This is a genomic window from Ruegeria sp. YS9 (assembly GCF_024628725.1).
GTDB lineage: Bacteria > Pseudomonadota > Alphaproteobacteria > Rhodobacterales > Rhodobacteraceae > Ruegeria > Ruegeria atlantica_C.
In genome coordinates, this window is sequence record NZ_CP102410.1 from 232,335 (window position 1) to 258,894 (window position 26,560).

The 26,560-nt window shown below is 58.4% G+C and carries 26 protein-coding genes; 13 read left to right on the forward strand and 13 right to left on the reverse strand.

The genetic code is table 11. The annotated features are described in order from the left end of the window. Positions 1 to 70 precede the first annotated feature (70 nt). The gene (locus tag NOR97_RS17395) at positions 71 to 2,110 is read right to left on the reverse strand and encodes an NADH:flavin oxidoreductase (RefSeq protein WP_170347173.1); all 2,040 of its coding nucleotides are present in this window, start codon (positions 2,108 to 2,110) and stop codon (positions 71 to 73) included. Positions 2,111 to 2,560: 450 nt separating this feature from the next. Here NOR97_RS17395 and NOR97_RS17400 point away from each other — a divergent pair, with 450 nt between their 5' ends. Beyond that, positions 2,561 to 2,905, forward strand: coding sequence for a RidA family protein (locus tag NOR97_RS17400; protein WP_170347174.1), 345 nt, complete (start codon positions 2,561 to 2,563; stop codon positions 2,903 to 2,905). A gap of 76 nt (positions 2,906 to 2,981) precedes the next feature. Here NOR97_RS17400 and NOR97_RS17405 read toward each other — a convergent pair whose 3' ends face one another. After that, positions 2,982 to 3,908 (reverse strand): LysR family transcriptional regulator, encoded by a 927-nt coding sequence (locus NOR97_RS17405; RefSeq protein WP_257601302.1) that lies wholly within the window; start codon positions 3,906 to 3,908, stop codon positions 2,982 to 2,984. A 157-nt stretch (positions 3,909 to 4,065) separates the two neighbouring features. Here NOR97_RS17405 and NOR97_RS17410 point away from each other — a divergent pair, with 157 nt between their 5' ends. The 9 genes from NOR97_RS17410 to NOR97_RS17450 all read left to right on the forward strand — a co-directional run bounded on the left by NOR97_RS17410 (position 4,066) and on the right by NOR97_RS17450 (position 12,821). Beyond that, positions 4,066 to 5,082, forward strand: a complete 1,017-nt coding sequence (locus NOR97_RS17410; RefSeq protein ID WP_257601303.1) for a TRAP transporter substrate-binding protein — start codon at positions 4,066 to 4,068, stop codon at positions 5,080 to 5,082. 67 nt (positions 5,083 to 5,149) lie between these two features. Beyond that, positions 5,150 to 5,686 (forward strand): TRAP transporter small permease, encoded by a 537-nt coding sequence (locus NOR97_RS17415; RefSeq protein WP_170347177.1) that lies wholly within the window; start codon positions 5,150 to 5,152, stop codon positions 5,684 to 5,686. Positions 5,687 to 5,703: 17 nt separating this feature from the next. Further along, positions 5,704 to 7,044 (forward strand): TRAP transporter large permease, encoded by a 1,341-nt coding sequence (locus NOR97_RS17420; RefSeq protein WP_257601304.1) that lies wholly within the window; start codon positions 5,704 to 5,706, stop codon positions 7,042 to 7,044. A 17-nt stretch (positions 7,045 to 7,061) separates the two neighbouring features. Further along, positions 7,062 to 7,556 carry a universal stress protein gene (locus NOR97_RS17425; protein ID WP_170347179.1) on the forward strand — a complete coding sequence of 165 codons (495 nt, stop codon included), beginning with the start codon at positions 7,062 to 7,064 and terminating at the stop codon, positions 7,554 to 7,556. Between the two features lie 26 nt (positions 7,557 to 7,582). Next, a complete protein-coding gene (locus tag NOR97_RS17430; protein ID WP_217355952.1) occupies positions 7,583 to 7,969 on the forward strand; it encodes a nuclear transport factor 2 family protein in 387 nt (128 codons plus the stop codon). A gap of 36 nt (positions 7,970 to 8,005) precedes the next feature. Beyond that, positions 8,006 to 9,409, forward strand: a complete 1,404-nt coding sequence (locus NOR97_RS17435) for an FAD-binding oxidoreductase (RefSeq protein WP_257601305.1) — start codon at positions 8,006 to 8,008, stop codon at positions 9,407 to 9,409. Positions 9,410 to 9,453: 44 nt separating this feature from the next. Beyond that, on the forward strand, positions 9,454 to 11,232 hold the full coding sequence (xsc, locus tag NOR97_RS17440; protein WP_257601306.1) for a sulfoacetaldehyde acetyltransferase: 1,779 nt from the start codon (positions 9,454 to 9,456) through the stop codon (positions 11,230 to 11,232). An 89-nt stretch (positions 11,233 to 11,321) separates the two neighbouring features. Continuing rightward, complete coding sequence (locus NOR97_RS17445; RefSeq protein WP_257601307.1) at positions 11,322 to 12,359, forward strand: YeiH family protein; 1,038 nt, start codon at positions 11,322 to 11,324, stop codon at positions 12,357 to 12,359. 90 nt (positions 12,360 to 12,449) lie between these two features. Then, the gene (locus tag NOR97_RS17450) at positions 12,450 to 12,821 is read left to right on the forward strand and encodes a cupin domain-containing protein (RefSeq protein ID WP_170347472.1); all 372 of its coding nucleotides are present in this window, start codon (positions 12,450 to 12,452) and stop codon (positions 12,819 to 12,821) included. Between the two features lie 63 nt (positions 12,822 to 12,884). Here NOR97_RS17450 and NOR97_RS17455 read toward each other — a convergent pair whose 3' ends face one another. The 10 genes from NOR97_RS17455 to NOR97_RS17500 form a co-directional block, all read right to left on the reverse strand. Beyond that, complete coding sequence (locus tag NOR97_RS17455) at positions 12,885 to 13,961, reverse strand: 2Fe-2S iron-sulfur cluster-binding protein (RefSeq protein WP_257601308.1); 1,077 nt, start codon at positions 13,959 to 13,961, stop codon at positions 12,885 to 12,887. Continuing rightward, a complete protein-coding gene (locus NOR97_RS17460; protein ID WP_257601309.1) occupies positions 13,958 to 15,112 on the reverse strand; it encodes an aromatic ring-hydroxylating dioxygenase subunit alpha in 1,155 nt (384 codons plus the stop codon). Before NOR97_RS17460 ends, NOR97_RS17455 begins: the two co-directional genes overlap by 4 nt. Before the next feature lie 23 nt (positions 15,113 to 15,135). Then, entirely contained in the window at positions 15,136 to 15,294 is a 159-nt protein-coding gene (locus NOR97_RS17465; RefSeq protein WP_257601310.1) for a hypothetical protein, read from the reverse strand. Between the two features lie 159 nt (positions 15,295 to 15,453). After that, a complete protein-coding gene (locus NOR97_RS17470) occupies positions 15,454 to 15,885 on the reverse strand; it encodes a DUF2141 domain-containing protein (RefSeq protein ID WP_257601312.1) in 432 nt (143 codons plus the stop codon). Between the two features lie 183 nt (positions 15,886 to 16,068). Continuing rightward, the gene (locus NOR97_RS17475) at positions 16,069 to 17,001 is read right to left on the reverse strand and encodes a hypothetical protein (protein WP_257601313.1); all 933 of its coding nucleotides are present in this window, start codon (positions 16,999 to 17,001) and stop codon (positions 16,069 to 16,071) included. 7 nt (positions 17,002 to 17,008) lie between these two features. Further along, on the reverse strand, positions 17,009 to 18,322 hold the full coding sequence (locus NOR97_RS17480; protein WP_257601314.1) for a TRAP transporter large permease: 1,314 nt from the start codon (positions 18,320 to 18,322) through the stop codon (positions 17,009 to 17,011). A gap of 4 nt (positions 18,323 to 18,326) precedes the next feature. Next, entirely contained in the window at positions 18,327 to 18,860 is a 534-nt protein-coding gene (locus NOR97_RS17485) for a TRAP transporter small permease (protein WP_257601315.1), read from the reverse strand. A 69-nt stretch (positions 18,861 to 18,929) separates the two neighbouring features. Further along, complete coding sequence (locus NOR97_RS17490) at positions 18,930 to 19,907, reverse strand: TRAP transporter substrate-binding protein (protein WP_170347464.1); 978 nt, start codon at positions 19,905 to 19,907, stop codon at positions 18,930 to 18,932. A gap of 52 nt (positions 19,908 to 19,959) precedes the next feature. Continuing rightward, positions 19,960 to 21,210, reverse strand: a complete 1,251-nt coding sequence (locus NOR97_RS17495) for an FAD-binding oxidoreductase (RefSeq protein ID WP_257601316.1) — start codon at positions 21,208 to 21,210, stop codon at positions 19,960 to 19,962. Beyond that, positions 21,207 to 22,340 (reverse strand): enolase C-terminal domain-like protein, encoded by a 1,134-nt coding sequence (locus NOR97_RS17500; protein ID WP_257601317.1) that lies wholly within the window; start codon positions 22,338 to 22,340, stop codon positions 21,207 to 21,209. The genes NOR97_RS17495 and NOR97_RS17500 overlap by 4 nt, the downstream gene beginning before the upstream one ends. 98 nt (positions 22,341 to 22,438) lie before the next feature. Between NOR97_RS17500 and NOR97_RS17505 the strand changes: the two genes are divergently transcribed. Continuing rightward, on the forward strand, positions 22,439 to 23,359 hold the full coding sequence (locus NOR97_RS17505; protein ID WP_170347461.1) for a LysR family transcriptional regulator: 921 nt from the start codon (positions 22,439 to 22,441) through the stop codon (positions 23,357 to 23,359). Here the strand turns inward: NOR97_RS17505 and NOR97_RS17510 are convergent. Further along, positions 23,320 to 25,014 (reverse strand): thiamine pyrophosphate-binding protein, encoded by a 1,695-nt coding sequence (locus NOR97_RS17510; protein WP_257601318.1) that lies wholly within the window; start codon positions 25,012 to 25,014, stop codon positions 23,320 to 23,322. The two genes, NOR97_RS17505 and NOR97_RS17510, sit on opposite strands and share 40 nt — an antisense overlap. Positions 25,015 to 25,126: 112 nt before the next feature. Here NOR97_RS17510 and NOR97_RS17515 point away from each other — a divergent pair, with 112 nt between their 5' ends. Beyond that, entirely contained in the window at positions 25,127 to 25,831 is a 705-nt protein-coding gene (locus tag NOR97_RS17515) for a GntR family transcriptional regulator (protein ID WP_257601319.1), read from the forward strand. Continuing rightward, positions 25,828 to 26,544, forward strand: a complete 717-nt coding sequence (locus NOR97_RS17520; protein ID WP_257601320.1) for an aspartate/glutamate racemase family protein — start codon at positions 25,828 to 25,830, stop codon at positions 26,542 to 26,544. Before NOR97_RS17515 ends, NOR97_RS17520 begins: the two co-directional genes overlap by 4 nt. Positions 26,545 to 26,560 lie beyond the last annotated feature (16 nt).

The window sequence follows — 26,560 nt, forward strand, 5'->3', positions numbered from 1 at the left end:
TCGCGCCTAAGGGGTTTCATGCCGTACAGGCAATCGGTGGTACGTGTTCAAAGCGCATTCTTCGATGGCGTCACCACCGAAGGCCAAGGCGCAGCGCATCATAGACTGCCGCGTGTATGTTGCGCGAGGAAACGGCGTCTCCGATCCGATACAGATCAAAGCCCGCCTTCGGGTTCACCTGCGGAAACACGTCGCCCGAACTGGCGACAAGAGCGTCGTGATCCACAGCGCCAAGATTTCGCGAAAGCGGTTTGAGTTCGAAATAGAGATCGTCCAGAGGCAAGGTGCCCTGATTGACGATCACCTGATCATACATGCGCTTTTCAACAAGATCCGAGTAATCCGTTCCAATCGCCGCTTCCAGTTGATTGCCTGAGCGTACCAGCGATTTCAGCGTCCGGGTTACGGTGAACAGCGCCCCCGTTTTTTGCAGCGCCCGCATATATGGCACCAGATTCATGCCCATGATCTCGGGCGCAAAGCTGCGGTCGCGGGTCATGATCTCAACCCGCGCACCTGACCCGGCGATGATCTCGGCCGCCATCAGGGCCGGGTGGTCGCCCGCATCATCGTAGATCAGCACGTTTTCGCCCGGGTGCGCGTCTGCGGACAGGATGTCCCACGCCGAAACCGCCAGATCGTTGCCGGTTTCCAAGATTGTCGTCTCGGGCAAGCCTCCGGTCGCGATCACGACCATATCCGGGGCAAGGGTTGTTACGTCATCCGCGTCTGCAAAGGTGTTGAATTGGAACCTGACATCGCGTGCAGCGCATTGCGCCATGCGCCAGTCGATGATCCCGATCATCTCGGCCCGGCGTCGGGACTGCGCGGCCAGACGCACCTGACCGCCGGGTTCAGAGGCCGCTTCCAGAACGGTAACGTCATGCCCGCGCTCTGCCGCAACCCGTGCCGCTTCAAGCCCTCCGGGCCCTGCGCCCACGATGACCGCCCGGCGGCGGGACTTGGCCGCGGTGATCACATGCGGCATCGACAATTCGCGCCCGGTGGCAGGGTTGTGAATGCACAGGGCTTCACCGGCCTGATAAATCCGGTCCAGGCAGTAGGTTGCGCCGACGCAGGGGCGGATGTCATCTTCCCGACCGGCCCGGATTTTGGACACGATCATCGGGTCGGCCATATGTGCGCGGGTCATGCCGACCATATCCAGCAACCCGGACGCCACGGCATGTCGTGCGGTGGCCACATCGGGAATGCGCGATGCATGAAAGGTCGGCATCCCGATTTCGGCTCGTACGCGCCCGGCAAAATCCAGATGCGGTGCGCTTTTCATGCCCTGCACCGGGATCACATCCGTCATGGCCGGATCCGTATGAATGCGCCCGCGAATGACGTTCAGGAAATCGACCTGACCGCTGTCGCGCAGCCTTCGGGCGATTTCCAGCCCGTCTTCTTCGGTGATGCCGCCTTTTTCAACCTCATCTGCCGTGTAGCGGACGCCAACGATGAAATCCGTCCCGACACGGTCGCGGATCGCATCCAGAACCATGAAGCCGAACCGCAACCGATTGTCGAGACTGCCGCCATAGGGCGCATCCATCGTATTGGTGAGCGGTGACCAGAACTGATCGATCAGGTGGCCATAGGCTTGCAATTCGATTCCGTCGAGACCTGCGGCCTTCATACGCTCGGCTGCATCGGCATAATCGCTCACGATCCGTTCGATATCATGGTCTTCCATCTTCTTCGCAAAAGCCCGATGGGCCGGTTCACGATAATGCGACGAAGAGACCGACGGCAGCCAATCGCCCTTGTTCCAACCCGTGCGTCGCCCCAGATGGGTCAATTGGATCATCACTGCGCAACCATGAGCATGGCAGGCGTCGGTCAATTCAGCCATCCAGCGCACGACCTCGTCCTTGTAGGCAAGGACGTTGTTGAACACCGGCGGGCTGTCGCGGCTGACGGTGGCGGAACCAGCCGTCATGGTCATGGCTACACCAGCTTTCGCACGTATCTCATGATAGGCGCGATACCGCTCTTTCGGCATGCCGTCTTCGGGGTAGGCGGGTTCATGACTGGTCGTCATGATCCTGTTCTTCAGTGTCAGATGTTTCAGCTGATAGGGTTGCAGCAGCACATCGCGGCTCATGACCAGCCGTCCTTTGTGGGAACCATTGACGTCAGTCGACCAACGTCGCTGTCCTGCATGGGACATGCAAAAGGCAGTGTTTCGGCAGTGTCGGGTGGCATATGGCGCTCCGATATTGGGGTGAGCCGAGGAGCTCTTTGCCGATTGAAAGCAGACTGGGAAATCTCCGTCAAACGCCTTGTGAGCCGAGGCCGCGATGTTTCACCGAATTCGTTGGCCGGGAAGCGCAAGACAGGAAGGAAAAGCCATCAGTGAAAACGACCTGTCCGCATGGCGCGGGCAACTGAATGTCACATCACCGCGCACCGGACATAAGCGTGCTGTCGGGCTGAAAAACCCCGCGCGGCAGGTTGGCAATTATTCGATTGTTGAGGGTCCGGGCTGGCGGTTGGCGTCGTTTCACTCTATCGCCCAACCGGAACGTACCTTTCGTGACAGGAGACAGCAGTCGTGACCATCACCCGCATCGAAACCGGCCAGCGCATGAGCCGCATCGTCAAACACAACGGAACCGCCTATCTGTGCGGTCAGGTTTCAGATGCCGCGACCGTTGCGGATCAAACCCGTGACATCCTTGCCAAGATCGAGGGCCTTCTGGCCAAGGCCGGCAGCGACAAGACGCGTATCCTGCAATGCGTGATCTGGTTGTCGGACATGGCCGACTTTGCCGAAATGAACGCGGTCTGGGATGCCTGGGTGCCAGAGGGTCACGCCCCGGCCCGTGCCTGTGGCGAGGCGAAACTGGCCCGTGATGTTCTGAAGGTCGAAATGATCGTTACCGCAGCCTGCGATTGATCCGGCCGCGCGTCGTGCGCTGAATTCGGGCGCGGGTGGGTTCGGGCTTGGGAATCAAGACGCCCTGAGCACGTTCCTACTGTACCTGAGAATGCACCTTTACCAGAGTTTCCAGAAACAGCTTGGCCACGCGTGTTAGCGCAGGTTGTTTTCTGGCCACGGCCGCGAAACGGGTTCTGTATTTGATCTCTTTGGGCAGGACCTTTTTCATGAGCCCCTGTTCGACAAATTCCTGCGCCAGATGATCGGGAAGAAACCCAAGGTAGCGACCTGAAAGTATCAGGATAACCAGTGCCTGTTCGTTCTGCACTTTGGCTGCACGCCGAAACCCAAGTTGTTGACCAACGATGAGGTTCGGAGAGTTCACGTTCAAACCGGCGTAGTTGAACTTGCGAAGATCGCTCAATTGCAACTCCGGATCTGGGCGATCAAACAGCGGGTGTTCCTGCCCGCAGTACAAGAACATGTTTTCCCCGTAGAGCGGCGTGTAGTCCAAGCTTGCCGATGGTCTGTGCAAAGCGATGATGCCGACATCCAGATGCCCGGTGATGACCATGGTTTCGATCACGTTGGGCGGTTCCAGCGACAGCTCGATGTGGACCGCCGGTGCGGCCTCATTGAACTTGTGAATCGTGCGGGCAAGTCCGGCTTCGGGGTTGGTGGTGCACTGATCGAACAGAGCCACGCGAATACTGCCGGCCAGTTGCTGTTTGACTTCGTTGACCTCGGTTCTGAACTGCGCGACGGAAATAAGCAGGTCTTCTGCCGCCGCCAGCACCTTCTCGCCGTCTTCCGTCAGTGAAAACCCTGACGGCCCCCGGTTGCACAGCTTCAGGCCAAGCCTCAGTTCCAGGTCAGACAAGTGTTTCGAGATCGTTGATTTACCGATGTTCAGCTCGATCTCGGCGGCCGTGATACCACCACTTTCCGCGACGGTTTTGAACACGCGCAGCAGACGGATGTCGGTGTCCCCGATCCGGGTATCAAGTTTGTTCTGTCTCATATCGTATGTTTGATATCTATGAAACCTTTCACGCAAATATTAACAACGACGAAACCATTTTGGCAAGCTAGCTATACGTCGCCGAGGTAGAATCGGACTGGCCTATTTCTCCCCAGGTCAGCGCGCACCTCGAAACACGACAAATGGGAGGAAATCCATGTCATTTCTCAAAAAGCTTGGCACTTTCAGCGCAGCCGTTTCCGTTGCCGCACTGATGGTCGCCGGCACGGCCGAGGCGAAGAACTTCAAGATCGCTGTCGGCGACAGCGCAGGCAGCGCTCAAGAGGCGCTGGGGCTCGCTTTCGTGAAAGCACTCGAAGAAAAATCGGGTGGTAAGCACACCGCGACACTGTTCCTGAACGGTCAGCTCGGGTCCGAGCAGGACACCGTGAACGAGGCCGCCATCGGCACGCTCGACATGTCGCTGCTGGCGATCAACAACATCACGCCCTTCTCGCCTTCGGTCGGCGTTTTCACCTTGCCTTATGTCATTCTCAGCCTGGAAGATGCTGAAAAGCTGACCCAGGGGCCAATCGGTCAGGAACTGGTCGAAAACACCATCCGTGATGCCGGCGTCCGTATCATCGGCTGGACGTATACCGGTTTCCGCCGTCTGACCAACTCGAAGAAGCCGGTCAAATCGGTTGCGGACTTGCAGGATCTGATCATCCGCGTTCCCAAGAACGAAATCATGATCGAAACCTACAAGGCATGGGGCATCAACCCGACCCCAATGGCCTGGTCCGAAACCTTCACCGGCCTACAGACCAAAGTGGTCGACGGTCAGGACAACCCTTACCTGACCATCAATGCGATGAAGTTCTACGAGGTTCAGGACCACGTCACCAACCTGCGTTACATCTTCTCGATCGAACCGCTGATCATCTCGGAAGCCATCTTCCAGGATCTGTCCGAAGAGGAACAGCAGATGATCCTGGAAGCAGGGCAGGAAGCCACGCAGATTTCGGCACAGTTCCTGCGTGATTCAGAGGCTGCCATCAAAGAAGAGCTGACCGCAAAGGGAATGGCAATCATCGACCCCGAGAACGACGAAGCCGAGTTCATTCAACTGGCAACCGAAGCCGTATGGCCGCAGTTCTACGAGTCCATTGGTGGTGTCGAGAAGCTGAATGCAGTTCTCGAAGCCATCGGCCGCGAGCCGGTCCAGCAATAATCGCCCCAGAGCGATAGCGGGAGGAGCGCTGCGGCGCTCTTCTCAATTCAGGGAGGAGTGAAACCACATGTTCTGGAAATTTCTGGACAACATAGAAAGTATCATCTGCCGGATCCTCTTATCCGGCTTCGTCTGCCTTTTGTTCGTGCAGATCATCGCGCGCGAAGTCTTCGGCTTTTCGATCAGCTGGATCGAAGAACTTTCGGTCTACATGTTCGTGTGGTTCGTCTATTTCGGCGCAAGTTACGCCGCTCTGAAGGGCGCGCATAACCGGGTGACGTTCCAGTTCAAGTTCCTGCCTGAGGGGGCGATCAAGTACATCGAAGCTTTTGCCGATCTCTTCTGGCTCTTCTTCAATGTCTACTTCCTGTATCTGGCGACAGATTTTGTCTTCAACAAGATGAACAAATTCTGGAAGTCCCAGACCCTGGGTATCGAGATGAAATACATCTACATGGTGCTGCCCATCGCCTTTGCGCTGATGACCGTCCGCATCATTCAGGTGAACTACCGCCGCCTTATCAAGGGCGAAGATATTCACGATCCCGATCAGATCGACCTCGACGAAATCAAAGCTGCGACTGAAGCAGCAAAGAAATCCTAAGGGCAGGGGGATAAACCATGGAATCCGAAATCGTCACAATCCTGTTTGGGTCTTTCCTGTTTCTGCTGCTCATTGGCGCACCGATCACGGTGGCGCTGGGTGTGGCTTCGCTGGTCTCATTCCTTTATCTGGACGAGAACCCGATCAAGTTCGTGCAGATTGCCTTCACCTCAGTCGGTTCGTTCCCGCTGATGGCTCTGCCCGCGTTTATTCTTGCCGGCGCTTTGATGGAAGCCGCCGGAATTTCGAAACGCCTGATCAATGTTGCCGAAAGCCTGGCCGGTCCCTTCACCGGCGGTATTTCGGCTGCAACGGTCATGGCCTGTCTGTTCTTCGGCGCTATTTCGGGCTCGGGCCCGGCAACAACCGCGGCCGTTGGGATGCTGATGATCCCTGCGATGATCGAACGCGGCTATGAGCGCGGCTATGCCTCGGCGATCACTGCGTCCTCTGGCGGCCTTGGGATTATCATTCCTCCCTCTATCCCGATGGTGATCTTCGGCATTGCCGCGCTCGGTATGGCGCCGCCGCCGGAAGCCGTGGAAAAATTCGGTACATTCCAGTCGGTTTCGATCTCGAAACTGTTCATCGCCGGATTCGTCCCTGCCTTCCTGATCGCCACCAGCCTGCTGATCCTGAACTTCTTCATGTCGAAAAAGCGCGGCTACAAGGGCGTTTCCGAAGGTTGGTCGATCCGTCACGTGGGCTGCGAAATGTATCGTGGGTTCTGGTCGCTGATGGCGCCGCTGGTGATCCTGGGCGGTATCTACACCGGCTTCTTCACCCCGACCGAGGCGGCAATCGTGGCAATCTTCTACACCCTGTTCGTGGGCGTGGTCATCTATCGTGAACTGACATGGCAGTCGCTGTTCCAGTCGCTCGAGGCCACCACGTGGCTGACTGGTCGGGTGCTGCTGATCCTGTTCACCGCGACGGTGTTTGGCCGCCTGCTGGTGGAAAACCAGATCCCGGCGATTATCGCGGATTCGATGCTCAGCTTTACCGACAACCTGTATGTGATCTGGGCGCTGATCATCTTCTTCCTGCTGTTCGTCGGCATGTTCATGGAGACGCTGGCCACCATCCTGATCCTGGTTCCGGTGATGCTGCCGGTGGCCTACTCGGTGGGTATCGACCCGATTCACTTTGGCGTGGTGATGGTCTGCACGCTGGGCATCGGTTTCCAGACGCCGCCGCTGGGCGAAAACCTGTTCATCGCGTCCGGTATCTCGAACATCACGATCGAACAGATCTCGTTGCGCGCTCTGCCTTTTGCCGCAGCCAACACGGTGGCGATCTTCATCATCGCCTTCTTCCCTGAACTGTCGCTGTGGTTGCCGCGGCTGTTTGGCTACTGACCTGAAAGGATGACGACATGAAACAACTGGTCACAAACATCCTCTTTGCCACTGATCTGTCCGAAAATTCGGGTCATGCCATGCGCCATGCCGCCAGCATCGCGCAGGCCACGGGGGCTGAAATTCACGTGCTGCATGTGAATGAACCGCTGTCGGACGATGCCAAGATCACGATGGAGATCTTCATCCTGAATGAAGAGACCCGCAAAACCGCCGCTGCGCGCCGTCACGAGATGGTGCGCAAGGTTCTGGCCGAGCGGCAAGCCAAGTTCTGGGCTCAGTTCGATGGTGACGATGAGAGAATTCGCGAACAGGTCACTTCGGTCGAAGTCACCGATGGCCACCCGGCCGAAGTGATCCTGCGCCGCTCGGTCGAACTGGGCTGCGATCTGATCGTGCTGGGCGCGCATGATCACGGCTTTTCGCACACGTTTCTGGGCACCGTCGCAAAGCGTGTTCTGCGGCGCTCCAAGATCCCGACACTGATCGTCCCGAACCCGGACGAAACGTAACAACCCCACTGACAAGGAAGCACAAAATGAGCAAAACCCTGACCGCGCAGGACCTGGCGGACACGTTTGACGCGTTCAACCGCCACGACATCGACGGCGTGATGACCCATTTCGCCGACGACTGCGTGTTCTACACCGTGGCCGGCGACGAGAAATACGGCAACAAGATTGAAGGGTCCGAAGCCATCGCCGCCGCGTTTTCAGGCGTTTGGGCAGGCATGAAAGACGCCCATTGGGATCACCACGGCCACTTTGTCCATGGCGATCGTGCGGTTTCGGAATGGACCTTTTCGGGAACCGATGCAAACGGCATGCGGATCGAAGCCGAAGGTGCGGATCTGTTTACCCTGCGTGACGGGAAAATCGTCGTAAAACAGGCGCTTCGCAAAACGCGCCCGATGTTCAAAGCCTGATCCGCCGCACCGCGCGCAGCTTCGGAGAAAACAAGAATGGTGGACAACAGCATCCCGCGTCATTGGCCCAAGGCCAGCTATGACCCGAAATATGACCCCATCATCGATGCGGGTCCCGGTCACAATCGCGACCACGCGCCCACATACTGGATCGGAACGGCCGGTACGCCCCCGGCCGATGATGGTCCGGTGTCCAGCGATATGGATGCCGATGTGGTGGTGATCGGGTCGGGTTATACCGGCCTGTCCACCGCCATTCACCTTGCCAAGGAACACGGTATCCAGGCGGTTGTTCTTGAAGCGAATACCGTGGCCTGGGGATGTTCGACCCGCAATGGTGGGCAGGCCCAGATCTCATCCGGGCGGCTGAAACGGTCGCAATGGATTCAGCGCTGGGGCACGGACGTGGCCAAAGGCATGCATGCCGAAGTCACTGAAGCTTTCGAGTTGTTCAACGATCTCATCGCGTCGGATGACATCGACTGTGATCCGCAGCCGGGCGGCCATTACTACATCGCGCACCGCGAAAAAGTCATGCCGTCGCTCAAGAAAGAGAGCAAATTGTTGAACGATGTGTTCGGCTATGGTTCGCGTATCCTGTCCCGAGATGAGCTGCATGAAAAACACGTGCGGGACATGGAAGCCGCAGGCGCGATGTGGGAACCGGACGGAACCTGCATCCACGCCGGCAAGCTGGCCTTCGGTTATGTCAAGATGGCGCGCAGGCTGGGTGTGAAAATCCATACGGGCAGCCCGGTCATGGGGTGGCAAACCAAAGGCGGAATACATCACTTGCGGACGCCGGGTGGTATTGTGCGCGCGAAATCGGTGGCCTTGGCAACGGCGGGCTATACCCCGCCGGGTCTCAACAACCGCACCAGGCACCGCCTGATGCCAATCCTGTCAAACTCGATGGTGACACGGCCTCTGACCCGGGCCGAGCTGGATGAATGCGGGATCCAGACCAAATCCCCCCTGACCGACACGCGCACGCTGCGCCATTATTACCGCCTGTTGCCGGACAACCGGATGCAGATCGGCAGCCGCAGCGCGGTGACAGGGCGTGATGCCGAGAACGGCAAACATCTGGACTTGCTGAAAAAGGGACTTGCCCGCAAGTTCCCGGCGCTGGCGGATATCAACCTCGACTACTCCTGGTGGGGCTGGGTTGATGTCAGCCACGATATGATGCCGCGCATTTTCCGGCCGGATCCTGAGCAAAGCGTGTTCTATGCCATGGGCTATGGCGGCAATGGCGTCATGTACTCGGCCCAGGCCGGACGACGCATGGCGCAGTTGGTTGCCGGCAAAAAGGACAAGGCGTTTGAACTGCCGATCTTCACCTCCCCATTGCCGAGCCACGGCATCCTGACGCCGTTTCGCCGACTGGGACAGCGCATGGCGTATGTCGGCTATTACCTCAAAGACGAAATACTGTAACTCACAGGGGCTTTGCCGCCCTGAAAAGACAAGGAAGCACCCACATGAAGATGACGACGGAAGAGGCGTTTGTTAAGGTTTTGCAGATGCACGGGATCGAGCATGCGTTCGGGATCATTGGATCTGCGATGATGCCGATCTCGGACTTGTTCCCGAAGGCCGGGATCATGTTCTGGGACTGTGCGCATGAAGGCAGTGCGGGGATGATGGCCGACGGCTATACCCGCGCCACCGGCAAGATGTCGATGATGATCGCGCAGAACGGCCCGGGCATCACCAACTTCGTGACGGCGGTGAAGACGGCCTACTGGAACCACACCCCGCTGCTGCTGGTCACCCCGCAGGCGGCGAACAAGACCATCGGTCAGGGCGGTTTCCAGGAAGTCGAGCAGATGAAGCTGTTCGAAGACATGGTCGCCTATCAGGAAGAGGTCCGCGATCCGACCCGTGTCACCGAAGTTCTGAACCGCGTGATCATGAAAGCCAAGCGCGCCAGCGCCCCGGCCCAGATCAACATCCCGCGTGATTTCTGGACCCAGGTGATCGATGTCGATCTGCCCGCCATCGTCGATTTCGAACGCCCCGCGGGCGGCGAAACCGCCGTGGCGCAGGCGGCCGAGCTGCTGTCGAACGCCAAGAACCCGGTGATCCTGAACGGTGCCGGCGTGGTTCTGTCCAAAGGCGGGATCGAGGCCTCGAAAGCACTGGCCGAGCGTCTGGATGCGCCGGTCTGCGTCGGCTATCAGCACAACGACGCCTTCCCCGGCAGCCACCCTCTGTTTGCCGGTCCGCTGGGCTACAACGGTTCGAAAGCCGGGATGGAGCTGATCAGCGAGGCCGACGTGGTGCTGTGCCTCGGCACCCGCCTGAACCCGTTCTCGACCCTGCCCGGCTATGGCATGGAATACTGGCCGGCCGAGGCCAAGATCATCCAGGTCGACATCAACCCCGACCGGATCGGCCTGACCAAGAAGGTCAGCGTGGGCATCGTGGGTGACGCGGCCAAGGTGGCGACCGGCATCCTGAACCAGCTGAGCGATACCGCGGGCGACGAGGGCCGCGAAGAACGCAAGGCGAAGATCGCCGAGAAGAAATCCCGCTGGGCCCAGCAGCTGAGCAGCATGGACCACGAGGATGATGATCCCGGCACCACCTGGAACCAGCGCGCCCGCGCCGCCAAGCCCGACTGGATGAGCCCCCGCATGGCCTGGCGCGCGATTCAGGCGGCGCTGCCGAAAGAGGCGATCATCAGTTCGGACATCGGCAACAACTGCGCCATCGGCAACGCCTATCCGTCCTTCGAGGCGGGCCGCAAATACCTGGCGCCGGGCCTGTTCGGGCCCTGTGGCTATGGCCTGCCGGCCATCGTCGGTGCCAAGATCGGCTGCCCGGACGTTCCGGTCGTGGGCTTTGCCGGTGATGGCGCCTTCGGCATCGCGGTGAACGAACTGACCGCGATCGGGCGTGAGGAATGGCCCGCCGTGACCCAGATCGTCTTCCGCAACTACCAGTGGGGCGCGGAAAAGCGCAACTCGACCCTGTGGTTCGACGACAACTTCGTGGGCACCGAACTGGACACCAAAGTGTCTTACGCCGGTATTGCGCAGGCCTGTGGCCTGAAGGGCGTCGTGGCCCGCACCCAGGACGAGCTGACCGCGGCGCTGAACCAGGCGATCGAGGACCAGAAGAACGGCATCACCACGCTGATCGAGGCCCTGATCAACCAGGAACTCGGCGAACCTTTCCGCCGCGACGCAATGAAAAAACCCGTCGCCGTCGCCGGAATCTCGGCCGACGACATGAAAGCTCAGGTCGAGCTGTAATCTGATCATGCCTCCACCCGGGCCGAATACGGTGCGGGTGGGAGCAGGCTTTGCCTAAAAGGCAACTCAAATATTGCAAAGGAAGTAAGATGCAGGTGTTGAGTGCATCCAACTCGCCGTGGCTTCGGGCACGGTCTTTCGTTCGTTTGAACGGGCACGGTTTCCTTGTTTCCGTGGTTGTTGCCGTCGCAGCGAAGTTCTTGTCCGAACATTATGGTGCCCCGGCGATGCTGATGGCCTTGTTGCTGGGCATCGCGTTCCATTTCCTGGCCGAAGACGACGCGGGCGACTGTAAGGCCGGAATCGAATTTACCGCACGAACCGTTCTTCGTTTTGGCGTTGCGCTGCTTGGGGCGCGTATTTCCGTTGAATTGATGATGAGCCTTGGCGCGGATCTGATTGCCGTTGTGATTGCGGGTGTGATCCTCACGATCCTGTTCGGCCTTCTGGGCGCGCGCCTGCTGGGTCGTGGCTGGCGCTTCGGTGTGTTGACGGGCGGTTCGGTTGCGATTTGCGGCGCGTCGGCCGCGATGGCCCTGTCTGCCATTCTGCCCAAAAACGAGCATTCGGAGCGAAACCTGGTTTTCACGGTATTGTCGGTCACTGTTCTGTCGACAATCGCGATGATCGCCTACCCGATCCTCACCGAGGCTTTCGATTTCAACGACGAGGTTTCAGGGGTCTTCCTTGGCGGCACGATCCACGATGTCGCGCAGGTTGTCGGGGCCGGGTTCTCGGTCTCGGATCAAACCGGTGAGGTCGCGACTTTGGTCAAGCTGATCCGTGTCGCCATGCTGGCCCCGGTGGTTCTGGTCATCTCGTTTCTTGTCCGACGCCACGCGGAATTCGGCGAAGAAGACGGCAAGCGCCCGCCCATTTTGCCGATGTTCGTGGTTGGCTTTCTGATCTTTGCCGTCCTGAATTCAATGGGTCTGATCCCCGGAGTGGTCTCGTCGGCCATGGCCGATCTCAGCCGGTGGGCGCTGCTGGTGTCGATTGCGGCAGTGGGCATGAAGACGTCGCTCAAGCGGATTCTGGATGTGGGCGGGCAGGCCATCGTCCTGATCGTGGCCGAGACGATTTTCATCGCGGCTCTGGTTCTGGCGGGTGTCTACCTGTTTCATTAGAGGATGGGGGAAATCCTAGTCCGGCATGTGACCGACCATTGGCCGGTCACGTCATCTCGCAATACACGACCAGCAGGAGGGTATGACCTCATGACGACACAGGTACTCAACCTTTTCGATCAGCCCGCAACGCGCAGCGAACGGCGTTTGGCCGATCTTCCCGATCGCGTTGTCGAGGGTGATCCGCATCACAAGATTGGAATGCACTTCACCAGCCCGGATGGACAACTGTCTGCCGGGATCTGGACGTCCACGCCGGGCAAATGGCACGCGTTCACGGACAAGGACGAATATTGCTATATCGTCAAAGGCCATTGTGCCCTGATCCACGAAGACGGGACCCGTCAGGATTTTCGCACCGGGGCCAGCTTTTTGATCCCCAACGGCTTTCGCGGTTATTGGGAAGTCGTGGAAGAAACGACCAAGCACTTCGTGATCCGAGATTGTGCGCCGGACGCATGATCCGATCCGCGAACGAACCTGAGGCGGCGTGAATCGGCATGCCTCAGGCGCGTCATCGGTTCTTCAGCGACGGGTCTGGTCAAAGCTGATCGCCAGTTTTCCCGCCGTGGGTATTGACTGGCAGGTCAGGATTTCTCCGGCTTTGATGTCTTCATCCTCCAGCGCCATGCGCGCCCGCATATGAACTGTGCCGTCGGTCAGTTTGGCCCGGCACGCGCCGCAGACCCCCGATTGGCAGGAATAGGGTGGCTTGAGCCCCGCTGACTGCGCTGCGTGAAGAACGGTCTGTCCCTTGGTGATCGGAATGAGGTGTCGGGCGCCTTCCAGCGTCAGTTCAGCGGTTGCGTCCACCCCCTCAATACCAGCGTCCAGATCCGGCGCAGCACCATAGCTTTCCATGTGGATGCGGTTCGCGGGCACATCAATGGACATCAATGCCGATTTGACGGCCTGGTTCATGTTGCCCGGACCGCAGACATAGTATTGAGCGTCCTGGGCGTAAGGAGGATACTCGGCGATCAACGCTTCGATTGCGGCCTGGTCGATCGTACCCTGCCGCCAATATTCGGCGCTGGACCACCAGCCGGGCTTCGAAAAGACATGATTGATTGTAAAACGTTCGGGATGCGCTTGCCGAAGACCGTTCAGCTCTTGCTGCAACAGGATGCTCTTGGCGTTTGTGTTGCCATACACCAGATGCGCGACTGAATGGGGCTCGGCTGTCAAAACCGAGTTCAGCATCGCGTAGAGCGGCGTGATGCCAGAACCCGCGCCAAAAAAGTAATGGGTGCGCCGCGCCGTTTCGTCGGGGTCCAGGCAGAAACTGCCAAATGGCGGCATGACGTCAATGGTTTGTCCTTCCTGGACAGTGTCGTTGATGAAGTTGCTGACACGGCCACCCTTGACCCGTTTGACGGTGATGCGAAGCGGGCCCCCGGAGTAAGGTGAACTGGAGATCGAATAGCTTCGACGGTGCTCCTCGCCATCAATATTGAAACGCAGGGACACGTGTTGGCCCGACCGCCAGGCGAATATGTCCATCAGGCGGTCAGGTACCTCGAACATAACGGTCTTAGCCACGCCATCCAGTTCAACTCGGGTCCCGCAAACGCGCAGTGGGAAAAAGTCACGTGGGTTCATTTCCCTTCTCCCAACCATTGCAGAACAACTTTCTGGTGCTCGATGACGGGGCTTTCACCGTTTGCTGCCGGACCTGCTTCAAAATACGGAGAATGCAGGGATTTCTGCTGCTGCTCGCACGCGTAGATGTCTTCGCCGGTAAAATCGCCAGCAACCATCGGGTCATCTTCGCCCATCGCGTCACTGGATTCGTATTTTCCGCCTATTCCAAACTTGGACCAGAAAGAGGACGACTTCATCGACTGTTTGGTGAATTCCCATTCCGAGCTGTTGGACACCCGCCCGCGGTTGTGAACTCGTGTCAGTTCCGGGCCAAGGGGTTCGACAATGAAGATGCTCCAGCCGTCTTCCGAAGCGGCCAGTCCAATCCCCGGAAACAGCATCGGCACCCAGGCGCCGTTCATGTCTTTGGGAATGACGCGCGGGGCGGTCAGTTTGCTGTCCTGATCTTCCAGAAATTCTGCCACCGGCGGCTCCCAAAACATGTAATGAGGTCCTTCCCAGTGGAATTCGGCGGATTTGTGATCATACATTTGCAGCGTGTTCGAATGCAGATGACTCAGGTGGTAAACGTCGATGTAATTCTCGACGACAACCTTCCAGTTGGCCTTTATCTCATAGCTGGTGTTCAGGTCTTCGTATTCGACCAGCTCTTCCGGGACGTGCGGGCCGATATGGGGTTCGACCGGGCCGAACCATTCGGCGATGGAAGGCGCGTCGGGGTCTGGATGGACGAAAATCATCGATTTCCAGATATCGACCTTGGCGGGTTTCAGGCCAAGGCAGGACTTGTCGACCTTGCCATATTCCTCGTGCTCGTCCGGCACCGAAATCAGATTGCCTTCAAGATCGTAGGTCCAGTCGTGATATGGACAGGTCAATGCCTTTTGCGTTTTGCCAACCGCGCGGATCAATTGGGTGCCGCGGTGGCGGCAGATGTTATGGAACGCGCGCAGGCGACGGTCGCGCCCCATGATCACGAATATGTTGTTGAGTCCGGCCTGCACGGCGATGTACTGGCCGGGTTCACTGACATCCTCCATAAACCCGGCATAGCGCCAGGTTTTGGAAAAGATTTCGCGCATTTCCCGGTCGAACCAATCCTGGCTCGTGTAAGCCTCGACCGGCAAAAGGTGCAGCATGGGTTTCATTTGAGCCTCTTGTAAAGGAAGTTTCAAAACGTTCGAGTGAGAAAGTCGATGGCGATCATCGACAGGCCAAGTGCCATCCAGGCGAGTTGGATCAGCCAAAACAGGATGGGGTCCTTGTCCCGGGTTACGTCGGTCAAAAGCAAAGCGTGACCGGAATGGAAATTCGGGATTGTCCAGAACATGAAAAGAAGCCCCTAAAACGTCTGATAGCCAAGAACGGTCGTAACCATGAGCACAGCGAAAGAGATGCAACATCGAAACCAGATATCGCAACACATCTGATCAGAGCCTGCACGACCTGCTCATAACGTTCATCACGATTTGAGGGGCGCCCGATCATGTTATTTCCAGTATTTCAGCGTCACGTTTGCCGTTGCGCCGGTGCCGACGGCGACGGCGGCATCCGTGAATTCCGGCGGCAGACCGCTCTGCCCCATACCGCCAAAGCCGTACCCTTCGGTTGGGATATCCTTTTCGGTATCCAGGTTGCTGTTGCTGTTCTCGTCGTGAATCGCGGCGATCCCATAGGTGCCAAGCGGGAGATCGTGAAAGGTCACCGAAACCTGCCCTTTGACAGCAGGAGCGGAGGCCAAGGCCGCCGCGTTCGCCACGTCCATGGCCTTGAAAGATTTTGCTTCATCGAACACGGCAATGATCAAATCACCCTCTGCATTGCGCACGTCCTGCACCGTTGCAGTGAGAGTTTGTGCGGATGCCCCGAGGGTTGAAGCCAGTGTCATTACAGATGCGACGACCAGTTTTCTAATCGGCATGATATATCCTTTACTGTCAACATTGACAGTAATTAGGGAAGGTGCGATTAGCTGTCAATAGTGACAATCATTCGCCCGATTTCCCTGAACGTGTTTATGGCCTGAACTAAAGGCGAGGTACCGGCCCAACGTCGGCAAGGATCGGAGAAAGGGGATAAAAAACCCTAAAGGGGCTTTCCAACGCTACTCGGGCAAGACTTGCCTCATGTAGAGATGACGCATGACCATTGGCGTCAGGTACATCGGAACTTGATACGCCCCGATAAAGGCCATGATGGGTGCGGTGACTTCGGGCGGCAAAGCAACGAAGAAAATCGCGATGTTTCTGTTTCCCGCGATCAGAGAGACGGCAGTTGCCCTGGCTGCCGGCAGACGCCCTCGGGTCATCCGGAACGAAATGAACTGTGCTCCGAAATTGGCCAGACAGGCGAGCGCGATCCAGAAGGCCGCGACGGCCGGGCTTTTCAGCGCCGTGGAGCTGACGGAAGGCATAAGGCCGATGACAAAAACGGCCAATGTGATCGTGCCCAACCCTTCCAGATTCAACAAGGTGGAGCGGGATGGCGAACGCAACCAAACACGCCGAGCAAAGATGGCGGCGCCGGTTGCGCAGAGTATCGTCAACAACAGTTGCAGTCCGGCCAACAGCACGGATTGAATGTCGCCCAATTCGGGCATGAGCAGGAACACCGGAAACGCTGTCAATGGCAACAGGGCAGTGCCAACAACCAGCATTCGCATCGCGTGTTCAGGTGGGTAGCCCATCATCAGACACATGTTGGGACTGCCTGAAATCGAAGGTGCTGCCGCCATAATCAGCAGGGACAGAAGCACCGGCGTTCCGGTCCATCCCCCAATAAATCCGATGGCCAGAATGATCAGCGGCATCACGAATTGAAACCCGATGACGGTGAACGCGACCTTGTGCAGATCGCTCAACGATCCAAAAATGGTTTCGGGGTCCATTCTCAGGACGGTGACGAACAGCAGCAACACGACCAGGGGCGGCAGCAGGTTCCGCATGGGCTCGGCCAAACCCGGCAAAAGCAGACCCGCCGCCAATCCGGCGACCAGAACACGGGGCCCGTGACGGGCCGCCAGATGGAGCGGGTTCAAGGTCGTTTTACCCGCCGGGACTCTGCCGCAAATTCTCGGGCAGCCAGGTGGCGAGGTCGGGGAACCAGATGAGGATGAAGACCATCAGTACCATGATCAGGAACATCGGTATCGCGGCGCGTGCGATATAGCTCATCTCATGGTTGGTCATACCCTGCATCACGAACAGGTTGAACCCGATCGGGGGTGTGATCTGTGCCATCTCGACGACGACCACGATGAAGATGCCGAACCAGATCAGATCGATCCCGGCGTCGCGGATCATCGGTTCCACCACGGCCATGGTCAGCACAACCGAGGAGATCCCGTCAAGGAAACAACCCAGAATGATGTAGAACACCAGCAGAACCATCAGCAGCTCGAACCGGGTCAGTTCCCATCCGGCGATCAGATCGGCCAACCCGCGCGGCAGGCCGGTAAAACCCATCGACAGCGACAGGAACGCAGCGCCAGCAAGGATCAGGGCGATCATCGCGCTGGTCCGCGTGGCCCCCATCAGGCTTTCCGTGAATGTCTTCCAGTTCAACGACCCCTGGCCTGCCGCCAGCAACAGGCCGCCGATCACTCCGAACGCCGCGGCTTCGGTCGCAGTGGCATAGCCCAGATACATTGAGCCGATGACGACCGTGATCAGAAGGATCACAGGCAACAAAAAACGGGAGTTTCTGACTTTCTCGGAAAAGCTCAGCTTGCCCTCGTCATTCGGGTTCCAGTCTTTGCCCAACTTGGAATAGATCGCGACATAGCCCATGAACATCGCCGCCAGCACCAGGCCGGGAAGGATGCCGGCAAAGAACAGCTTGGTGATCGATTCATTGATCGTCACCCCGTAGACGATCAGGGTCAGCGACGGCGGGATCATCAGCCCCAACGTCGCAGCGCCGGTCAGAGTACCGATGATCATCCGTTCGGGGTAATTGCGTTTGCGCAGTTCGGGGATCGACATCTTGCCGACGGTGGTCAGCGTTGCCGCCGACGAACCTGAGACCGCCGCGAAGACAGTACAGCCCACGATATTCGTATGCACCAAGCCGCCGGGCAGGGGGGCCATCCACGGGGACAGCCCCTTGAACATGTCTTCGGATAATCGCGTGCGGTACAGGATTTCGCCCATCCAGATGAACATGGGCAAGGCGGTCAGGGTCCACGACGACGAGGCGGACCAGATGGTGGTGATCATCACGTCGCCCACCGGGCGGGTGGTGAACAGCTCCATCCCGACCCAGGCAACCCCCATCAGGGCCAATCCGACCCAGACACCGGTGCCGAGCAAGGTGAACAGTACAAAGAGGAAAAGGATGATGACGGACAGGTTTTCCATGCGCTTACTCTCCGTGGCTCTGGTCGGCCAGATCGCGGACAATGCGATGGTCACCTTTGAACAGGACGTGGATCAGGTGATCCGTCAGCGCGATGGCCAGGATCACGGCACCGATCAGCATCGCCGACTGGGGAATCCAGAGTGCGGTTCTGTCCTGTCCCTGACTGATGTCGTTGAACTTCCAGCTCCAATAGACGAAGCGATAGGCATACCAGCAGAAATACCACATGACGGCAGTGCCGATGGTGAAACACCAGATTTCAAGGATACGCCGCACACCGCCCGGCACGGAGTTCAGAAGGATCGAAACCCGAATGTGGCTGCCCCGGTTCAACGCATTGGCAAAGGCCAGGAAAGATGCCGCCGCCATTGCGTAACCGGCATAGTCAGGCGCTCCGGGAAATACCTCACCTGTCCAGCGGGCCAGCATCTGAACGACGATCAGCAAAAGAATGGCAATCAGGCTGAGCGCCGCCAATACCCCTGCTGCCTGATAGATGAAGTCCAGAACGGACCGAAGCCCTCGCAATACCGCCATGGTGTCCCCGCTGTATTATGATTGGGTGGAAAGCGGGCGGCATAGTGCAACGCCGCCCGCCCCGAACGGTTACTTAGATGCGTTGAACGCATCGACGATGGCTTTGCCTTCGTCGCCAGCGGCTTCCAGCCATTCATTGGTCATGGTTACACCAATCTCCTTCAGCTCATTCGTCATCTGTTCAGATGCCGGACCGACGGTCATGCCACCATCACGCAGACCTTGCAGAGTAAAACCGGTATATTCCTTGGCGCGCCAGTTGCCTGCGTATTCCGCCAGTTCCGCGCAGGCCTTGATGATGTTCTTGTTGGCGTCGGACACGCCCGACCAGACATCCGAATTCACCATCACATAATTGCGCGGCAACCAGGCGTCGACCTCGTAGAAATAGTTCAGGCTTTCCCAGACCTTGCGGTCATACCCGGTTGATCCCGAAGACACCATCGACTCGGCGACGCCCGTGGCAAAAGCCTGACTGATTTCCGCCGCTTCGATCGTTACCGGCAACATCCCTGTCAACTCGGCCAGTCTCGAAGTCGCGTTGTTGTAAGAGCGGAACTTGATGCCCTTCATATCGGCGACCGAGTTCACCTCATTCTTGAAATACAGTCCCTGCGGCGGCCATGGCACCGCGTAAAGCAACGTCAGGTTCTGTTCGGCCAGCACCTTTTCAATTGACGGTTTTGCCGCTTCCCAAAGCTTGGCGCTGTCATCGAACGAGGTTGCAAGGAACGGTATCGAATCGAAACCGAACAACGCGTTCTCATTCTGGTGGCCAGACAGAAGGCGTTCGCCAATCGGGGCTTGCCCGGTCTGGATTGCGCGTTTGATATCGGCACCTTTGAACAACGAGCCGGATGGATGCGTAACGATTTCGATCTCACCGCCGGTTCCGGTCGTTACACATTTGGCGAATTCCGCTCCGGTGGCCGAATGGAAGTTCGACGCCGAATAGGCCATCGGCATGTCCCATTTCTCGGCCACGGCCGGTGCTGCCGCTGCGGCAGTCAAAGCGGTTGCCGCCAGTAGGTTTGTCAGTTTTTTCATCGTTTTCTCCCTATCGAGTTTTGAAATACCGATGTTTTTCATCGGTCTGTTCTTATGTTGCAAAGCGCGACGGCGCGTAGACGCTTACGTCGGTGTTCGGTGTTCTGCCCGCGATCATCTGCGCCAGAAGCCGTCCGGTCTTTGGCCCGCCTGTCAGGCCGATGTGATGATGACCAAAGCCCATATAGGCCCCTTTGATTCCGGGCACGTCTCCGATTATCGGGATCGAGTCAGCCGGGGCCGGCCTGTGCCCCATCCATTCCACTTCCTCCTTCCATGTTATGCCCGGAAACGCGGCCCGGGCATTTCTTCGCATCAATTCAAACGGCGCGCGCGAGGGCGGTGCGTCCAGCCCTCCGAACTCCACAATACCCGCCAAGCGTATGCGCCCATCCATGGGCGTGGCAACAAACTTGCCCGAAGCCACCATGACCGGGCTGCGGGGCATGGCAGAAGGTGCCACCAATTCAAGATGATAACCGCGCTCGCTTTCAAGAGGAACAGAAACCCCCAGTCGCTTGGCCAGTGGCCCGGACCAGACACCAGCCGTGACAATGGCGGTGTCGCAAGCGATTGTCTCACCATCCGCGCGCACGCCGGTAACGCGGCCGTTGTCGCGGGTGACGTCCTCGACATTGGCGCGGATGATCCGGCCTCCACCAGCCTCGACATGGGCGGCCAGGTCTTTCACGTACCGCCCGGGATCGGTGATATGACCGTGGTTTGACAGCTTGGCAGCGAAACCGATATCCGGGCTGAACACGGGGTCATAGTCGTGAAACGCCTTGCCCTCCAGTTCTTGCCAATCAAAGCCGTTCTTCCGACGGATTCCCCAGCCCAACGCATCTTGTTCAAAATGAGCCCGGTTCTCGTAGAGAAACAGATAATCGCTGGGCACGATCCACTTTTCAGCACGTGTGCCTGCCGCCAAAGCCTTGTGATCATTCAGGCTGTCGCCGACGATCGGTGTCAGCGCCGCCGCGATCCGTTCAACGTCTGCCACGTTCGCGTGGCTCAGATATTGCCGGAGCCATGGGAGCAACTTCGGTAAATATCCCCATTTCAAAAACAGCGGCTGCGAGGAGCTCAGCAGCATTTTGGGTGCTTTGCCAAGCAGTCCGGGAACCGTCACAGGTATGATGGAACAGGACGCCAGCACACCGCCATTGCCATGAGACGTGCCTTCACCCGGTCCGGCCTTGTCGAACAGGATCACGTCGTGCCCGTCCCGTTGCAGCCAGACCGCGGCCGAAACGCCGACTATACCGGCGCCGATGATGGCTATGGTTTTCTTTTCACTCATTCTGAAACCGCCTTGGCCACTGCATAATGGTTCAGCTTTGCCAGCTCGGGCTTGCCGCCAAGTCCCGGGCTTTCGGGCACGCAGACCTGTCCGCCTCTGATCCGGAAGGGTTCTTCCAGAATGTCCTCTTTCAGGAAATAGGACGCCTGATAAAACTCGCAGCCCAATGTGATCTCGGGTGTCGCGGCAATCAGATGGGTGCCCGCAAGATGGGCCAAACCGGCCTCGAACATGTCCCCGCCATACGCAGTCAGACCGTGCGCCGCCGCGATGCGGGCGACCGTTTGCCCGCGGGTCAGTCCGCCAGACTTCATTATTTTCACCGAGACACCATCGCAAATGCTTTCACGCGCGGCGCGTTCCATATCTTCGGGACCAAAGACGCTTTCATCGGCGAGAAGGGGAACATCGGTCATATGCCTTAGCTTCGCCATCATGCCGAAGTGATGGGCGCGAACCGGCTGTTCGATGAAATCAGGATTGAACCGGGCCACGTCCCGCACCCGTGCCGGAGCCTCCTCGATGCTCAGCCCCTGATTATAGTCCACGCGGATCGAGAATTCAGGGCAGTTCTGCGCAAGGTACTCCAACCGCATGATGTCAAAGGCGTGATCCTTGAACCCGGTCTTGAGTTTGACAATCCGCACGCCGTCCTCTCGCAACCGCGCCAACAGGTCTATGTCCTGAGAGAAGTCCGGGTTGGCGATGGAACAGCTGAGCGGAATGGTGCTGCGGCAACGACCGCCCAGCAAAGACCAGACCGGGATGCCGCTGATACGGCCGGCCAGATCCAGCAGAGCGGTTTCCAGCGCGGCCTTGGCCTCGGTGCAATGCGCCACGGCATAGGTGGCGCGTGCCATGATGGCCGATCGGTCACTTACGCTGGCGCCAAGAACTAGGGGTCGCAAGTATCGATCCAGCGCCGCGAAAGTCGCCTCCGGGGTGCCGGTGAACACCGACCATGGTGACGCTTCGCCAAATCCCTGTGTGCCATCCTCGGAGGTCAGTCGCAGTATGACGACTTCGCAAACGCCTTCGACGGATCCTATACCGTGATCCCGGCGGGACGTGACCGGAAGCTTCAGGTGCCAGAGGTCGTAACCGATGATGTTTTGTGCCAGATCGCTCATTCCGCCCCCTGTGGATGAGCGGAAGCCTGCCTTGACGGGCATATCATTTCAAATACTATATCTTCGACAGTTCATCAGAAAAAATGATGTGATTACCGATGTCCCTGCGCTTTCGCCAGCTTCAAGCGTTTCACGCCATCATGGAAACCGGAACCGTAACCGGTGCGGCGTCGGTACTTGGGATATCCCAGCCTGGTATCAGCAATCTGTTGGCTCAGTTGGAACGCGAAGCGCGACTGCCTCTGTTCGAGCGCAACAAGGGCCGTTTGCTGCCCACCCCGGAAGCCGAGTTGCTGTTCCGCGAAGTCGACACCGTCGTGCGCGGGCTGGATCACGTGGCGCAGGCCGTGACGGATTTGCAGAACAAGCATCCCGGTCAGTTGCAGGTTGCGGCGCCGCATCTTCTGTCATTTGGTTTCATGCCGCGCGAGATCGCTCGTTTTGCCAAAAGCCGCCCCAACCTGTCAGTCAGTTTCCAGTCGCAGTATTCATCCAAGATTCAGGAATGGGTGATTTCCGGCCTGTTTGAAATCGGCATCGTCGAGATGCCGATCCTGCACGACACGCTGAACTATCAGGTGTTTCAGTTCGAAACGCTGGCGACTTTTCCAGAACACAGCCCCTTGGCCGAGTACGACGTTCTGACACCGGAAATACTGGAAAATGAACCCTTCATCGTGATGGGTCCGGAACACCAAACCCACCGACGAACCCGTGACATCTTTCAGGCATCCGGGCGCACGTGGCGGACGCAGATCCACACGCACCTGTCCGAGAACCTGCTGAGTTTTGTGAAACAGGGCATGGGTGTTGCGATGATCGACCCCTTTACCGTGACGTTCGACGGTGAGAGCGGGTACCAGACCCGCCCGTTCAGGCCTTCCGTCATGCTGGATCTTGCAATCATCACCGCAAAGGGGCGCCCCCTGTCCACGATTGCGCAGGAGTTTCTGGCCCAGCTGACCCCGTCGATTGCCTCTTACGCGACCCATTCCGACACAGGTGCAGCGGCGTCGTGAAGCTGCTGCGAATGGATGTCGACCAATGTGGGGCCATCATGTTCGACGGCCTGTTTCAACACTTTCGGCAAGTCCTCAGGATCCTTGACCGTCCATGATTTCACTCCAAAGGCGGCTGCGACAGCGGCGTGGTCGGTCCGGTTGAAATCAACGTTGTAATAGCGTTGATCAAACCCAGCATCCTGACCCGCCTTGATCCATCCGAAAACCGAGTTCGAGAACACGATCGAGGTGATCGGCATTTTGTGCCGGACCATCGTTTCAAACTCACCGCAGGCGAACCCAAACGAACCATCACCCATGACGGCAAGCGTCTTGACCGAGGGCCGCCCGACATGTGCACCCATGGCCGCCCCCAGAGAATAGCCCAGTGCTCCATGCGCGCGATTTGTGATGAAATGCCGCCCGGGTTGCCGCCAACGGTAATGCGCACTGAAATAGGGGCAGGGGGTGCCGGGATCAGCGACCACAATCGCATCGTCGTCCAGAATGTCCATCAGGGACGCCATGACGGCCTCAGGCCGTATCGGGGTTTCCCGACTTGCAGCCAAGGGGGCAAACGCCGCCGCCTTGGCCTCCCATGCGGCGCGGGCCTTGGCTGTTCCGCCTTGACCGTTCAGGTCCTGCCGTTGCTCCAGTGCATGAGCAAGTGCCTCCAACGCCAGACGGGCATCGGCGCAAATCGCCACTTCGGTCTGATAATTTGCGCCGATCACCATAGGGTCACTGTCGATGTGAATGATCGTGGCGTTGCGCCCGGGGCTTCTCCACCGTTCGGTCGTGACCGAACCGGCGCGGCACCCGATGAACAGGACAACGTCAGCCTGATCCACCACGGCGCGTGTCGCGGGGATGCCGCCGTTCGATCCGACGACACCCAGGGCCAGAGGATCGGTTTCGGCTATGGACCCTTGGCCTGAAACGGTTGTGGCGACGGGCATATCCAGCAGACCGGCGACGCGGCGCAACGCATCGGTTGCGCCGGACAGAACCGGGCCGCCGCCACAGACCGCGACAGCGGATTTGGCCTGGGCAAGAATGGCTGCGGCTGCTTCGATGGCATCAGGTTCGGGGGCAGCCCGCTCTGCGGGATAGCTGCGATGCCGCTTGTCGGCCCAGATTTCCGCTTCGTCCACCTGTGCCTTCTGCGTATCAAACGGCAGTGCCAGATGGGTCGCGCCGGGTGTTCCCGTTGTCATCGCCCGGAACGCCGCTCGAACCATGGCCGGAAGACGGGCAGCATCATCCAGAGACGCGTTCCACTTCGTCAGCGGGTGGAACAACGCTGGCTGATCCAGTTCCGTCAAAGGATACTTCCCACGGCTGGTCGTCGCCACATCGGACGTGATCGCCAGGATTGGAACCGAACTTTCATTGGCCTCGACCACACCCGGCAGAATGTAGGTCGCACCACCGCCGGAAGGGCCTTCGCAAACGCCGGGTTTGCCTGCCACACGAGCATAGCCATCCGCCATGTAGGCCGCGTGCCGTTCGTCGCGGGTCAGAATGTGCTGAATGCCGTGATCCAATCGGGCGAGCGCATCATAGAATGGCAAGGTGGTATCGCCGCACAGACCGAACATATGGGTGACGCCATGCGCCTCGAGCATGCGCACCATTGCCTCGGCTCCGGTCAGGTAATTCGTTCCTGTCATCGTTCGCGACTCCTTCGATTCACGTCTGCACACAAAGCTGTATACAGTTTTGTATATTGATTTCAAGAACTGTGTGTGGCACCTGTGAATCAACGGAAGAAAGGCAGGGTTTATGGCGGGTCCACGTGTCGATGATATCTATGATCAGGTCAAAGCCATGGCGGTGTCCTTCCGCCTGCGCCCCGGTGACCGCCTGAACGAGGTCGCTCTGTCCAGGGACCTGGGCGTCAGCCGCACGCCGTTGCGTGAAGCGTTGAATCGTCTGGTCGCCGAACGGCTGTTCGATTTCCGCCCGGGGCAAGGGTTCTTTTGTCGTCCCTTGGATGCGCAAAGCGTGTTCGACCTTTTCGAGCTGCGCCAGATCATCGAATCCGCGGCGGCCCGATCCGCCTGCGCCAGGGCGACGGATGAAGACCTGCAAATGCTGCGTGATGAACTTTACGAAACGGGCATCGACATCACCGGCCTGACGATCGAAGAGGCAGTGACCCGGGACGAAGCGTTCCATCTGGGGATCGCAAAACTGTCAGGGAACATGGAGTTGTTGCAAACTCTGACGCGGATCAACGAGCGTATCCGCTATATCCGCTGGATTTCCATGAGCATGGACCGGGTGCAGAAGTCCAAGGACGAACATAAACATGTCATGCAGGCCCTTCTGGATCGGGATGCTGATGAGGCGGCCCGGGTTCTGGCGGCTCATATCACGAAACGAATGGATCAGGTTCAGGACGCAGTGCGCCACGGGATTACCAGCATCTACATGGAAGGGGCCGAAGACATCTCGACCCGCATTATCGAGGAGGCGCAGGGATGATCGCGCAGGGCGGCAAATCCATTTATGGCGCATCGGTGGGAATCCTCATGCTGGACGCGCAATTCCCAAGAATTCCCGGCGACATGGGCAATGCTCAGACATGGCCGTTTCCGGTGCTGTACCGCGTCGTCCGGGATGCCTCGCCCGATCGGGTGGTCCGGCATCGGGCCGAAGGTATGCTCGGGGTCTTCATCGACGCCGCGCAAGAGCTGGTCAAAGACGGCGCAGATGGCATAACAACCAATTGCGGGTTCTTGTCCCTGTTCCAAAAGGAACTGGCCGAGGCCGTTCCGGTTCCCGTCGTCACCTCGTCCTTGATGCAGGTCGAAATGGTGAATCGTATCCTTCCCAAGGGAAAGCGCGCGGGCATTCTGACCATTTCGGCATCCACCCTGACCAGTGATCATCTTCAGGCCGCCAATGTCCCCTTGGACACGCCAATCGGCACGACCGAGGGTGGGCGGGAATTCACCCGCGCAATTCTTGGCAATGAACCGCATCTGAATGTTCAGAAGGCCCGGGAGGACAATGTCGAGGCCGCAATCGCGTTGGCCTCGGACCACCCCGAACTTGGGGCAATAGTTCTGGAGTGCACGAATATGTGCCCCTATGCGCCGGATATTCAGCAGGCGACCGGGCTGCCGGTGTTTTCAATCGTGTCTTTCGTGACTTGGTTCCAGGCCGGTCTTGTTCCGCCGGTGTACCGGAGCTGACCTCTGGCCTTTCATC